Origin of the sequence: Brachybacterium sp. 107 (genome assembly GCF_052379725.1) — a bacterium.
In the GTDB taxonomy this organism is placed as follows: domain Bacteria; phylum Actinomycetota; class Actinomycetes; order Actinomycetales; family Dermabacteraceae; genus Brachybacterium.
In genome coordinates this window covers 154,414-166,582 of the sequence record NZ_JBQSYW010000003.1, presented here as the reverse complement: position 1 = coordinate 166,582, position 12,169 = coordinate 154,414, and the positions used below count along the sequence as shown (strand labels likewise).

Genomic DNA, 12,169 nt, shown 5'->3' with positions numbered 1-12,169 from the left:
GGGAGGCCCGAAGGCCGAGGGCCTTCAGCGGGCTGAGAGGGGTCAGGGGGCGGAGGGAGGAGTGCGGGCCGACGAGGAGATCGGGGCCGGCCATGGCCGGCGCTCACTTCAGGGCTCCTGCGGCGAGGCCGCCGATGATGCGCTTCTGGGCCAGGAAGAAGAGGATCAGCATCGGGAGGGAGACGAACACGGCGCCGGCCATGATCACGCCCCAGTTGCTGTAGCCCTCCTGGCTGCGCAGGAACAGCAGGCCGATGGGGAGCGTGCGCATGTCCGCGGTGGAGGTGACGATCAGCGGCCACACGTACTCGTTCCACTTGCCCACCATCACGATCAGCGTGGCGGTGAGGATCATCGGGCTGGACAGCGGCACCACGATCAGCACCATCCGGCGCAGATGCCCGGCGCCGTCGATCTCCGCGGCCTGCAGGATGTCCTTGTCGATCGTGCGCATGAACTGGTACAGCAGGAACATCGCGAAGGCGCTGGCGATGCCGGGCAGGATGATGCCGGCGTAGGAGTTCAGCCAGCCGAGGTTCGCCACGGTGATGTAGTTGACGATCAGCGTGACGTGGCCCGGCAGCATCATCGAGGCGATGATCAGCGCGAACGCGATCTTCTTGAAGCGGAAGTCCACGAACACGAAGGCGTAGGCGCACAGGATCGCGAGCGAGAGCTCGAGGAAGGTGCCCACCGCGGTGGTGATGATCGAGTTGAGGAAGAACCGGTCGAAGGGCGCCGAGTTCCACGCCTCGGTGAAGTTCTCCAGCGTCAGCGAGGTGGGGATCCACTGCAGCGGCCAGGAATAGATCTCGCCGTGCGGCTTCAGCGACGAGGAGAACAGCCAGTACAGCGGGACCAGGAACATCCCGATGGTGCCGAGCACGGCGAGGATCAGCAGGACGCGGAGCCACAGGGGGCGGCGCGGTCCGCGCCGTCGGCCGCGGTTCGCACTTGTGCCGCCGTTCGCACCGGGGCCGTCGTTCGCGCGGGACGGTTCTGCGCCGCGGCCGGCGTCGGAGAGCTTCTGGTTCTCGAGGGTCAGAGCGCTCATGAGGAGTAGTTCACCTTCTTCTCGCCGACGCGGACCTGCAGGTAGGTGATGACCAGCAGGATCGCGAGCAGCACGGTGGCCGCCGCGGACGCGGAGCCGATGTCGAACTTCTGGAAGGCCTCCTCGTAGACCAGCCAGCTGAGCGTGCTGGAGGAGACCCCGGGGCCGCCGCTGGTCATGATCGAGATGATGTCGAAGGCCTGGGCGGCGGAGATGATCCCCGTGATCGAGAGGAAGAACGTGATCGGGCTCAGCAGCGGCAGCGTGAGGCTGCGGAACAGCTTCCAGCCGTGCGCGCCGTCCAGCGCCGCGGCCTCGTAGAGGTCCTTCGGCAGGTCGAGGATCGCGGTGTAGCAGATGACGGTGACGAAGCCGAGGCGCTGCCAGGTGTACGCGATGGTGATCGCCCACAGCGACCAGTCCGAGGTGGTGGTCCAGTCCGGCGAATCAGCACCGAACAGGGAGAACACCCAGCGCGAGAGCCCGTAGTTGGGGTCGAACATGAACAGCCACAGGATGCCCACGGCCGCGCCGGGCAGCATGTGCGGCGCGAAGGCCATGGTCTGCGCGAAGCCGGTCAGCGGGACCTTGGTGGCCAGCAGGCTTCCCAGCAGCAGGCCGCCGATGATCGATCCGACCACGCTGACGCCGGTGAAGATCAGCGTGTTCATCATGACCTGGCCGAAGTCCGGATCGGTGAACAGGTCCGTGTAGTTCTCCAGGCCCACGAACTCCGGGCTCGGCGCCACGAAGTCCCACTCCATGAAGCTCAGGCCGATGTTGTAGATCGCCGGGTAGTAGGAGAAGACGATGATCGCGATCAGGTTCGGGGCGATCAGCGCACCGAACAGGAGGGCATCGCGGCGGCGCCGGCGACGGCGCTGGGGCGAGGGCGGGCGTCGCTCGAACGTCGGCCGGGCGGCGTCCGTCGGACCGGAGGGATCCGCGGGATCCGTCGGTCCGCCGTTCTGGTCGCCCCGGGATCGGGCCCGGGGGTCCGCATCGCGGTGCGGTCGGACTGCGAGTGTCATGGGAGCGCTCCCAGCTTCCTGGTCGGAGGGACGGTCCGCGGGGCGGACTGCCAAGTAGATGGCCGGGTCGAGGCCACGTCGAGGGCCGGGTCGAGGGCCGGGGGCCAGCGGGCGGATCAGGCCTGACGGGAGCGGGCCGCGGCTCTGCACGTGCAGGTCCGCTGTCGCTCCGAGGGCCGACGTCCCACACCGTAGGAAGGGCTCGACGTACCGCGCCAGCGCTCCCGGCGACCCGGTGAACCACACGTGAACGACCGTCATCACTGCAGGTCAATCAGGTAATCGTCGAGGCGGCGAGAGCGCATTGGACGCGGAGCAGGCATCCTCGGGGTGGCGGTCCATCGACTGTTCATCCGCCGCTCCGGAAGTGTTCGCCGTGGCTCCGTGCTCGCTGGTCGCGCCCGCACCGAGGCTTCACCTGGAGGTCACCTGTACGCCCTGGTGGCTGTGGAGGGCTGCGCTACCCTGCGCTGACCATGCCCCCAGGAGATGCGTCCGTGAGCCGCAGACCCACCCCTGACCTCGCACGCAACCGCAGGCAAGGCAAGGCTCTCCAAGGCTGACAGCGCACGACAAGGGGTCTATCGTCGGCTCCATGAAGATGAGCAATGACCTTGAGAAGAAGTTCCAGGACCAGATCACCCTCGAGTTCGCGGCGTCGATGACCTACCGGCAGCTCGCGATCGAGGCCGACGAGCAGGACCTCCCCGGCATCGCGGTATGGCTGCGCCACCAGGCGGACGAGGAGATCGTCCACGCCAACAAGTTCATCCAGCACGTCTCGGACCGCGACAACCACTCCGCGATCAGCACCATCGAGGCTCCCGGGGTGAAGCCCGGCCTCTCGGTGCTGGAGATCTTCGAGGCCGCGCTCGCCCACGAGCAGAAGGTCTCCGAGGCGATCCGTGAGCTGTACCGCAGCGCCGACAAGGAAGGCGACTACGACTCCCGGCCCATCCTGAACTGGTTCATGGATGAGCAGATCGAGGAGGAGTCCACCGTCTCCGAGATCATCGGCCGCGTGAAGATGATCGGCGACGACGGCTCCGGCCTGCTGCGCCTCGATTCCGAGCTGGGCGCTCGCCCCACCGAGACCACCGAGGCCGACGCCGGCTGATCCCCTCGGAAGCCGCGAGCTCCTCGAGAGTTGCGAGCTCCTCGAGAGCAGGGAGCTCCTCGGGAGCAGGGAGCTCCTCGAGAGTTGCGAGCTCCTCGGGAGCAGGGAGCTCCTCACCTCTGCCGAACGGGCCGATCCGCAGACGACGCGGACCGGCCCGTTCGCTGTTCGCCCCCGGAGGGGACGGATCCCGCAGGTATCAATTCCCGCAGGCATCGGACCCCGCGCGTGCCGAATCCCGCACGTATCGAATCCCGCAGGTATCGGGTCTCGCGCGTATCGGATCCCGTCCGTATCGGATCTCGCGCGTCGAGCCTGCACCACGTGTCGTTGAGGCTCCTCTCACCGACACACAGCGCAGGCTGGACGGTGGCCAGCGCGGTGCGGGGCCCAGCCACGGCGCGGCACGGAGCGCGGCGACGCGGGGCGAGGCGCGGCGGCGCGAGGCGGCGCGGGCCGAGGCGCGGCCGCGGAATGGGACGTCCCCCGTCGGCCCCGCGGCTCAGCTCGCGCTGAGGCGGGACTCCTCGTCGGTCCGGCGTTCGCGGCTTCGGACCAGCGGGTCGCGGCGCAGCATCATCACCAGCGAGACCGCGAGCGCGAGGATCACGAAGATGAACGGCGCCGCGGAGAGCATCACCGCCGTCTGCAGTGCCTCCAGGCCTCCCGCGTAGAGCAGCACGGCGGCGGTCGCACCGGTGAGCAGGCCCCACATGCCCATGAGCGGACGGCTGGGGTTCAGCCGGCCGTCGGAGGAGATCACGGCGAGCACATAGGTATTCGAGTCCGCGCTGGTCACGAAGTACATGATCACCAGGACCACGGCGACCACCGAGGTGAGGCCCGTCAGCGGCAGCTCATCGAGCAGGGCGAAGAAGGCGGTGTTGACATTCTCGGTCGCGGCCTCGCCGATCCCGGTGCCGCGCTCGAGGTCCATGAACATCGCCGAGCCGCCGAACACCGTGAACCAGGCGGAGAAGATCAGGCTCGGCACACCGAGCACGACCAGCACGAACTGACGGATGGTGCGGCCGCGGGAGATGCGGGCCAGGAAGATGCCCACGAAGGCGCCCCAGGAGATCCACCACGCCATCATGAAGTAGGTCCAGGACTGCATCCATTCCACGTCGGCGCCGTCCGTGGGCAGCATCAGGCTGATCTCCACGAAACCCCCGACATAGCCGCCGAGCGAGCGGAGGAAGAGGTTGATCAGCCAGCTGGTGGGACCGGTGGCGAGGACGAACAGCAGCAGCGCTGCTGCCACCACCATCGTGGTCTGGCTCAGGTAGCGGATCCCGCGCCCGATGCCGCTCATCGCCGACGCGGTGAACAGCACGGTGACCAGCGCGACGATGAGGAGCTGCACTCCGGTCGTGGTGAGGTCGAGGCCGGTCAGGCGGCTCATGCCCTGGCTGATCTGGGCGGCTCCGAGCCCCAGCGAGGTCGTGGTGCCGAACAGGGTGGACAGGATGACCAGCACATCGATCGCCTTGCCGACCGGGCCGTCGGCGTGACGGCCGATCAGCGGGCGCAGGATCGGCGAGACCAGCCCCTTGTTCCCGAGGCGGTGGGTGGAGTAGCCGATCGCCAGGCCGAAGGTGGCGAACACGGCCCAGGCGTGCAGCCCCCAGTCCAGGAACGTGAAGCGCAGGGAATCGACCACGGCCTCCCGGCTGCCGGGCTGGGCGAGGCCATGCGGCGGGGTGACCAGGTGGGAGACCGGTTCGGCGACGCCGTAGGTGACCATTCCGATGCCCATCACGGCGCCCAGCAGCATCGCGATCCACGCGAAGGTGGGGTATTCGGGGCGGGAGTCGTCCGGGCCCAGACGGATGTCGCCGAAGCGGGTGCAGGCGAGCACGAGCAGCAGCACGATCAGGCACAGCGGGATCAGCAGCAGCGACCAGCCGCCGGTGGTGGTCACCCACTGCATCGCCACGCCCGCGGCGGCGTTCAGCTGCGCAGGCCAGAAGCCGGCGGCGACGAGGAGGGCGACGATCAGCGCCACGGCCACCCACACCACGGCGCCGCCGCTGCTGCCGGGGACATGCGGGGCGCGGGGGAAGCGATCGACGTCGCGCCGGGAGCGGCGTGGTCCGGAGGCGTCGCGCCGGGCGCGGTGAGGAGCGTCGTCGGAATCGGCAGGGTGCGGGTCGACGGGGAGGGGGTCAGCAGAGGGGTCCAGCGACATGGCGCGGTCCGTTCTGTGAGGGCGCTGCCGTGCCGGGACTGCAGGAGGGCAGAAGGGCTGGCGACGAAGAGAGAGGAGGTCTGCAACGGCCGACGAGCCGACGGGAGTGCGGCGGGGGTCCGGTTGCGAAGCGCCCTACCCTACGCGGACGACCGCCCTGCACCGGGTGCTCCCGCGGAAAGGTGGGGCACAGGTCTCGTCCGCACATCGCAGGCCGTCGCCGCGGGAACACGTGCCAAGGGTGGTGCGGGACGTGCCAGACTGCGCGGACGCGGGCGGTGAGGACGCCGCCCCGCCTCGACCCGGGAGGACGCCATGACCGCACCGCAGAACTCTCCGTACATCAGCTTCCCGAACAACGCCGCGGAGGTCCTCGCGCACTGGCACGAGCTGTTCGGCGGCTCGCTCGACGTCACCCTCTACGACGACCTCCCGGACCTCTCCGACTTCCCGTTCACACCGCCACCCGGCACGGTCGCGCACGGCACCCTCACCGGCGGGCTCCTGACCGTGGCGGGCGGGGACGGCATCGGCGAGCCGGGCCAGGAGCTGCCACCGCTCGCATCGGAGGTCTACTCCTTCCTCGTCGGCCTCGACGAGGTCGAGCAGGCGCACACGCTCATCGAAACGGTCACGGCGGCGGGGGGCCGCGTCGCGATGCCCTTCACCCTCGCCCCGTGGGGCGATCACTACGGACAGGTGGTGGACCGCTACGGCGTGATGTTCGCACTGGTCGTGGGCGGAGACGCCGAGAACGCCTGACCTGCCCGAGCCCGAGAAGGGCCGCCGACGCGACGCCTCTAGGGCCGGTTGACGCGGGCGGACCCGGCCACCGCACCGCACTCTTGTTGAAAACTGAATGACTGGATAGGGTGACCCCATGCGAGCTTTCGGATTCCTCAGTTTCGGCCACTACGGCGGCAGCCCCGCGCAGGGCGGTCTCAGCGCCCGCCAGATGCTGCACGACGCGATCGACATCTCCGTCGGCGCGGACGAGCTGGGCGTCAACGGCGCCTACTTCCGCGTCCACCACTACGCGAAGCAGGCCGCCTCGCCGATGCCGCTGCTCGCGGCGGTCGCCGCGCGCACACAGCGCATCGAAGTGGGCACCGGCGTGATCGACATGCGCTACGAGAACCCGCTCTACCTCGCCGAGGAGGCCGCCGCCCTGGACCTGATCGCCGACGGCCGCGTGGCGCTCGGCATCTCCCGCGGGGCCCCCGAAGCGGCGGACCGCGGCTGGGAGTCCTTCGGCTACACCGGCTCCACGGAACCGCGCGGGGCGGACATCGCCCAGTCGAAGTTCGAGGCGTTCCTGCAGGCCATCCAGGGGCAGCCGATGGCCCGAGCAGCTGCGCAGCCCTACATGTCCGACGCCGCACCCCACGCCCCGCTGCGCATCGAGCCGCAGTCCCCGGACCTCTTCCAGCACATCTGGTGGGGCGCCGGGTCCCGCGGAACCGCCGAGCGCACCGGCGCCCAGGGGCTGAACCTCATGAGCTCGACGCTGCTCACCGAAGCCACCGGCGCCTCGTTCGGTGATCTCCAGGCCGAGCAGATCGACGTCTTCCGCGAGGCGTTCCGCGAGGCCGGGCACGAGCACACGCCGCGCGTCTCCGTCTCCCGCAGCGTCTTCCCGATCGTCACCGAGCAGGATCGCCGGATGTTCGGCATGCGGCCGGGCGAGGACTCGGACCAGATCGGCATCATCGACAACACCCGCTCGACGTTCGGCCGGTCCTACACGGGCGAGCCGGATCAGCTCATCGAGCAGCTGAAGGCCGACGCCGCGGTGCAGTCCGCCGACACCCTCATGCTCACCATCCCCTCGCAGGCCGGCGTCGAGCTGAACCTGCACATCCTGGAGTCCTTCGCCGAGCACGTCGCGCCGGCGCTCGGGTGGAAGCCCAACACGGAGGGGCCGGTGCAGGGAGACCCGATCAACTGACCAGCACGTAGCCTCGGGGGATGCTCCGCATCGCGACCGCCAACATCAACGGGATCCGTGCCACGCATCGTCGAGGGTTCGGCGACTGGCTGACCGAGCGGGGCTGCGACGTCGTCGCGCTCCAGGAGGTGCGGGCGCAGGCGGACAAGATCCCCGACGGTGCCTTCGGCGACTTCCACGTCGCCCTCGACACGGGCACGTTGCCCGGCCGCAACGGCGTCGCGGTGCTGACCCGTCGGCCGCCGGCGGCGGTGCGGACCTGGAGCGGGTCCGCGCTGGTGGGTGGCCCGGCGGAGGCTGCGGGATCGCGGCCTGCTCTGGAGCTCGTCGCCTCCCCCGACCATGTCCCGCTCTCCCGCGGGCTCGGCCCCTTCGCCACCCACGGCCGCTATCTCGAGGTCGACCTGACGGACGCCCCGGTCACGATCGCCTGCCTCTACCTGCCCAAGGGCGGCCTCCCCGCCGAGCTGCAGCGCCCCGAGCGGATGCGCGAGGCGCCCGACGGCGGGGCACGCTATGCCCGGAAGATGGGTTTCATGGCCGCATTCTCGCGGTATCTGACCAGCACCCGACGGGCGGCCGCCGCCGCGGGTCGAGAGTTCCTCCTCCTGGGCGACCTCAACATCGCGCATACCCGGCAGGATCTCGCCGCGTGGCGACGGAATCAGCAGAACGACGGGTTCCTCCCCGAGGAGCGGGAGTGGTTCGGCCAGCAGCTCTCCCCGCGCACGCTCGTCGACGTGGTGCGGAGCCTGCATCCGGGCGAGGACGGCCCGTACTCGTGGTGGTCGTGGCTGGGGCAGTCGTTCGCGAAGGATGCGGGGTGGCGTCTGGACTACCACCTGGCCACGCCGCGCCTGGCCCGCAGCGCCGTCCGCGCCGAGGTCGACCGCGAGTTCCGCGGCGTGCGACTCTCGGATCACTCCCCGGTGATCGTCGACGACGACTGGAGCTGACCGGTCTCCGCCTCTACAGCCAGCCGTTCTCCTCGGCGATGCGGGCGGCGTCGGCCCGGTTGCGGCCCCCTGTCTTCCCGATCGCGCTGGAGAGGTGATTGCGCACGGTCCCCTCGGACAGGTGCAGCATGCGGGCGAGGTCGGCGACCGAGCCACCGGTGCGCGCGGCCTGCAGCAGGTCGGTCTCGCGCTCGGTGAGCGGCGAATCGCCCTGGGTCAGGGATTCCGCGGCGAGCGCCGGGTCCACGACCCGCAGCCCCTGGGCGACGCGGCGCACGGCGTCGGCCAGCTGCGCCGACGGGGTGTCCTTCACGACGAAGCCGCTCGCCCCGGCCTGGAGCGCCCGTTTGAGGTAGCCGGGCCGGCCGAAGGTCGTCACGATCAGCACCCGGCAGCCGACCCCGGCCTCGCGCAGCTGCGCGGCGGCGGAGATCCCGTCGAGCCCGGGCATCTCGATGTCGAGCAGGGCGACGTCCGGATGGGTCTCGCGCACCGCGTCGAGCACCTCGTCGCCGCGTCCCACCTGGGCGACCACCTCGATATCGGGTTCCAGGCCGAGCAGCGCGGCGAGCGCGCCGCGCACCAGGCCCTGGTCGTCGGCGATGAGCAGTCGGATGGTCATGGTCGTCCTTCCTCGCCGCTCACAGCAGAGTCACCGTGAGGCGGAATCCGCCCAGGTCGCTGCGCCCGACGGACAGGCGCCCGCCGGCGGATCCGACGCGCTCGCGCAGCCCGGTCAGCCCGGTCGAGGAGCCTGTCGACGCAGCCCCCGTCGGCCCCACGCCGTCGTCGGCGATCTCGATCCGGTCGGCGTCCAGCCGCACCCGGCAGACGCACGCCCCGGCATGCCGGATCACATTGGTGACCCCCTCGCGCAGCACCCAGCCGGCCAGTTCGCGCTGGTCCGCAGGGATGGCATCCCCGGTCGAGGGGAGATCCGCCCGGACGTCCGCGGCGTCGAGGGCGCTGCGGGCGGCGGCGAGCTCCCCGCTGATGCTCATCCGTCGGGCCCCGGCGACCGTGGCGCGCACATCGGCGAGGGCGCCGCGGGTGGGCTCCTGGATCTCGCCCAGCTCGGCCTTCGCCCGTTCGGGGTCGAGGTCTACGAGGCGGCCGGCGAGATCGGCCTTGACGGTCACGACGGTCAGGGAGTGGCCGAGGATGTCGTGGAGGTCGCGGGACATGCGGCTGCGCTCACGGTCCGCGGCGAGCTGCTCGACCTCGCGCTGGGTGGCGCGCAGCTCGCGCATCGTGTCCCGGACCTTGCCGAACGCCGCCATCATCATCGAGATCGAGACGATGATCGCGGCCATCTGCAGAGCGTCGTCGCCCCATCCGGAGGCGGAGCCCTCGACGAGATAGGCGACCGCTCCGAGGGCCATCACCAGCGGCCAGGTGTACCGCCACTTCAGGGCCGCCATTCCCACGCTCACCCCGACGTAGGTCCACAAGGAGGGCACCGACGCCCCGAACCAGGGCAGCAGGCACAGCGACAGGAGCAGCAGGAGGGCGGGGAACACGAGTCTCCGCGCGGGGGGCATCCTCTGCTGAAGGGGGTTGCTGATCAGGAACACCAGCGCGAAGAGGATCAGCAGGGCGAAGCCGAGACCCGCGGGCAGGGTGGTGGCGGCAGAGTCGACGACCAGCGCGAGCGGACTGAGCAGCCAGATCAGCGCGATCCCTGCTCCGAGGTACCAGCCGGCCGCCCGGCCGGAGCGCAGCGGGTCGAGCAGGCGGCCGAGCCGCCCGGCGGGGGCAGTGGGATCGGCCGGTCGAGGAGCGGCCGAAGCTCCGGCGGCGGCAGGTTCGTCCGGGTCCGGGCCGACGGCGGCCAGGTCCTTCGACGGCGACGTGCTCATCGGCTCTCCTCGCGCCCCGGTCGCGGGCTCTGGTGAGCCCGCGACCGACATTCTGCTCCTCCGGCGCCGTTCCCGCGCGGCCCGCTCACCCGCGCTTCGTGTCGCGTCGGAAGGCGAGCACGGTGCCGGCGAGCAGGATCGCGAGCCACACCAGGGCGTTCACGAGTGCCCACGGCTCGAAGGCGCTGCCGGTCAGCGGGGAGCGGGCGAGCTCGCCGATGCCGTAGACCGGGGTCAGCTTGGCGATGGCCTGCAGGACGTCGGGCATGGAGGTCACCGGGTAGAACAGTCCGCCGAGGAAGGACAGCAGCACGGTCGCGAGGCTCGTGATCTGGGCGGAGTTCTCCCCGGGCGTCAGATAGCCGACCATCAGGCCGAGGGTGGTGAACACGGCGCCGGCGAGCAGCCAGCCGGAAAGTCCCGTCACGATCCACTGGAACGCGCTGAGGTCGATCCCGCTGACGGCTCCTGCGATATAGGTGCTGACCACGGCGAACAGTCCCAGCAGCATTCCGGCGATCATCTTGATGACGATGTTGACCAGCGGGTTCAGCGGGGTGAGCAGCAGCTGCCGGCTCCATCCCTGGGCACGTTCGATGCCGACGGAGGCGCCGGTCTGGACGGACGACATCATGACCCCGTACATCGCCATCGACACCATGATGTACGCGGCGACGGAGGGTCCGCCCGCGGCGAGCGGAGTGTCGGTCAGGGCCTCCTCGCGCAGCGGGAGGCCGATGATGCAGAACATGACCACGGGGAACGCGATCGTGAAGATCAGGGTGCGGCGGTTGCGGAGCTTCCGTTTCAGTTCGATGCCGAGGTAGGTGAGGGTGAATCCGCCCAGCGGCGGGACGCGCCGGTCCAGGCGCACACGATCGAGGGCGGGGGTCGCGGTGGTCATGAGCGGGCTCCTTCGAGAGCGGCGGCGGGCTGGGCAGCACGCCTGTCGGTGGGCTGGTCGTCTGCGGGCTGGTCGGCGGTGAGGGCGAGGAAGACGCGCTCGAGGTTCTGCGCCGTGATCTCCAGATCGCGGGCATCGGTGGTGGTCAGCAGGTGGCGGGCCACGGCGTCGGAGTCCTTCGTGCGCACTGCGATGCGGTCACCGCCGAGCTCGACGTCCTCCACGCCCGGGAGGGCGGCGAGGGCGACGGGGTCCGCGCCGGGGAGGGTCGCGTGGACCACCCGGCCCGACGCCAGGTTCTTGATCTCGCTCGCGGTGCCGTCGGCGACGATGCGTCCGCGGGCCATGAGCACGATGCGATCGGCGTACTCGTCGGCCTCATCGAGGTAGTGGGTCGCGAACAGGACGGTGCGGCCGCGGTCGGCGTCGGCGCGGATCGCGCTCCAGAAGGCCCGACGGCCCTCGACGTCCATGCCCGTGGTCGGCTCGTCGAGGATGAGCAGGCCGGGGTCCGAGAGCAGGGCCATCGCGAAGCGGAGCCGCTGCTGCTGGCCTCCCGAGCACAGCCCCACCCGGCGCTCGGCGATCTCCGTGATCCCGGCTCGCTCGAGCACCTCGGCGACCGGGCGGGCCTCGGCGAACACGCTCGCGGTCAGCCGCAGGGTCGCGCGCACCGTGAGGTCCTTGAGCAGACCACCCGTCTGCAGCACCGCGGAGACGAGGCCGTGGGCGATGGCGCCGCGCGGGGTGTCCCCGAAGACGCTCACGTGCCCGGAGTCCGGCTTCCCCAGTCCGAGCACCATGTCGATCGTGGTGGTCTTGCCGGCGCCGTTCGGGCCCAGGAAGGCGACGATCTCGCCGAGTGCGACCTGCAGCGACACCCCGTCGACGGCCCGCACCGCGCCGAAGCTGCGCGTGATGTCGCGGGCGTCGATGGCAAGCGGTGTGCCTGGAGCACCGCCGCGGGCCGGAGCAGGGAGAACGCGGTTCGCGGCGTCCGGGGCCGTGGGGGTGGTGGAGGCAGTGGGCGTGGCGGCGGGTGTCGGACCGCCCGGGGTGGAGCGCTCGGATCGGGCCGGGCCGGGGATCTGCGATGTCGTGGTCATGGG

At 70.5% G+C, this 12,169-nt stretch carries 11 protein-coding genes; 4 read left to right on the top strand and 7 right to left on the bottom strand.

The features are described from left to right. Window positions 1-103: 103 nt before the first annotated feature. Both ACT3UL_RS05590 and ACT3UL_RS05585 read right to left on the bottom strand, forming a co-directional pair. Entirely contained in the window at window positions 104-1,054 is a 951-nt protein-coding gene (locus ACT3UL_RS05590) for a carbohydrate ABC transporter permease (RefSeq protein ID WP_444577155.1), read from the bottom strand. Next, entirely contained in the window at window positions 1,051-2,085 is a 1,035-nt protein-coding gene (locus ACT3UL_RS05585) for a carbohydrate ABC transporter permease (RefSeq protein WP_444577154.1), read from the bottom strand. The genes ACT3UL_RS05590 and ACT3UL_RS05585 overlap by 4 nt, the downstream gene beginning before the upstream one ends. A 595-nt stretch (window positions 2,086-2,680) precedes the next feature. Between ACT3UL_RS05585 and ACT3UL_RS05580 the strand changes: the two genes are divergently transcribed. Next, complete coding sequence (locus ACT3UL_RS05580) at window positions 2,681-3,202, top strand: ferritin (RefSeq protein WP_444577153.1); 522 nt, start codon at window positions 2,681-2,683, stop codon at window positions 3,200-3,202. A 502-nt stretch (window positions 3,203-3,704) separates the two neighbouring features. On the opposite strand, the gene ACT3UL_RS05575 is transcribed toward ACT3UL_RS05580, so the two are convergent. Next, window positions 3,705-5,393 carry a BCCT family transporter gene (locus tag ACT3UL_RS05575; RefSeq protein WP_444577152.1) on the bottom strand — a complete coding sequence of 563 codons (1,689 nt, stop codon included), beginning with the start codon at window positions 5,391-5,393 and terminating at the stop codon, window positions 3,705-3,707. Between the two features lie 315 nt (window positions 5,394-5,708). On the opposite strand from ACT3UL_RS05575, the gene ACT3UL_RS05570 reads away from it, so the two are divergent. From ACT3UL_RS05570 to ACT3UL_RS05560, 3 genes are all read left to right on the top strand, one after another. Beyond that, entirely contained in the window at window positions 5,709-6,155 is a 447-nt protein-coding gene (locus ACT3UL_RS05570; protein ID WP_444577151.1) for a VOC family protein, read from the top strand. A gap of 118 nt (window positions 6,156-6,273) precedes the next feature. Continuing rightward, window positions 6,274-7,341: an LLM class flavin-dependent oxidoreductase gene (locus ACT3UL_RS05565; RefSeq protein WP_444577150.1), complete on the top strand. Its 1,068-nt coding sequence runs from the start codon at window positions 6,274-6,276 to the stop codon at window positions 7,339-7,341. 20 nt (window positions 7,342-7,361) lie between these two features. Further along, entirely contained in the window at window positions 7,362-8,297 is a 936-nt protein-coding gene (locus tag ACT3UL_RS05560) for an exodeoxyribonuclease III (protein WP_444577149.1), read from the top strand. A gap of 13 nt (window positions 8,298-8,310) precedes the next feature. On the opposite strand, the gene ACT3UL_RS05555 is transcribed toward ACT3UL_RS05560, so the two are convergent. From ACT3UL_RS05555 to ACT3UL_RS05540, 4 genes are all read right to left on the bottom strand, one after another. Next, window positions 8,311-8,919, bottom strand: a complete 609-nt coding sequence (locus ACT3UL_RS05555) for a response regulator (protein ID WP_444577148.1) — start codon at window positions 8,917-8,919, stop codon at window positions 8,311-8,313. Between the two features lie 19 nt (window positions 8,920-8,938). Beyond that, the gene (locus tag ACT3UL_RS05550; RefSeq protein WP_444577147.1) at window positions 8,939-10,156 is read right to left on the bottom strand and encodes a sensor histidine kinase; all 1,218 of its coding nucleotides are present in this window, start codon (window positions 10,154-10,156) and stop codon (window positions 8,939-8,941) included. Between the two features lie 85 nt (window positions 10,157-10,241). Further along, complete coding sequence (locus ACT3UL_RS05545; protein ID WP_444577146.1) at window positions 10,242-11,060, bottom strand: ABC transporter permease; 819 nt, start codon at window positions 11,058-11,060, stop codon at window positions 10,242-10,244. Next, window positions 11,057-12,166, bottom strand: a complete 1,110-nt coding sequence (locus tag ACT3UL_RS05540; protein WP_444577145.1) for an ABC transporter ATP-binding protein — start codon at window positions 12,164-12,166, stop codon at window positions 11,057-11,059. Before ACT3UL_RS05540 ends, ACT3UL_RS05545 begins: the two co-directional genes overlap by 4 nt. Window positions 12,167-12,169 lie beyond the last annotated feature (3 nt).

Bases quoted from the DNA above. Each gene is read 5' to 3' on its own strand.
- ACT3UL_RS05590 (WP_444577155.1), bottom strand. From the start codon at position 1,054: ATGAGCGCTCTGACCCTCGAGAACCAGAAGCTCTCCGACGCCGGCCGC.
- ACT3UL_RS05585 (WP_444577154.1), bottom strand. From the start codon at position 2,085: ATGACACTCGCAGTCCGACCGCACCGCGATGCGGACCCCCGGGCCCGA.
- ACT3UL_RS05580 (WP_444577153.1), top strand. From the start codon at position 2,681: ATGAAGATGAGCAATGACCTTGAGAAGAAGTTCCAGGACCAGATCACC.
- ACT3UL_RS05575 (WP_444577152.1), bottom strand. From the start codon at position 5,393: ATGTCGCTGGACCCCTCTGCTGACCCCCTCCCCGTCGACCCGCACCCT.
- ACT3UL_RS05570 (WP_444577151.1), top strand. From the start codon at position 5,709: ATGACCGCACCGCAGAACTCTCCGTACATCAGCTTCCCGAACAACGCC.
- ACT3UL_RS05565 (WP_444577150.1), top strand. From the start codon at position 6,274: ATGCGAGCTTTCGGATTCCTCAGTTTCGGCCACTACGGCGGCAGCCCC.
- ACT3UL_RS05560 (WP_444577149.1), top strand. From the start codon at position 7,362: ATGCTCCGCATCGCGACCGCCAACATCAACGGGATCCGTGCCACGCAT.
- ACT3UL_RS05555 (WP_444577148.1), bottom strand. From the start codon at position 8,919: ATGACCATCCGACTGCTCATCGCCGACGACCAGGGCCTGGTGCGCGGC.
- ACT3UL_RS05550 (WP_444577147.1), bottom strand. From the start codon at position 10,156: ATGAGCACGTCGCCGTCGAAGGACCTGGCCGCCGTCGGCCCGGACCCG.
- ACT3UL_RS05545 (WP_444577146.1), bottom strand. From the start codon at position 11,060: ATGACCACCGCGACCCCCGCCCTCGATCGTGTGCGCCTGGACCGGCGC.
- ACT3UL_RS05540 (WP_444577145.1), bottom strand. From the start codon at position 12,166: ATGACCACGACATCGCAGATCCCCGGCCCGGCCCGATCCGAGCGCTCC.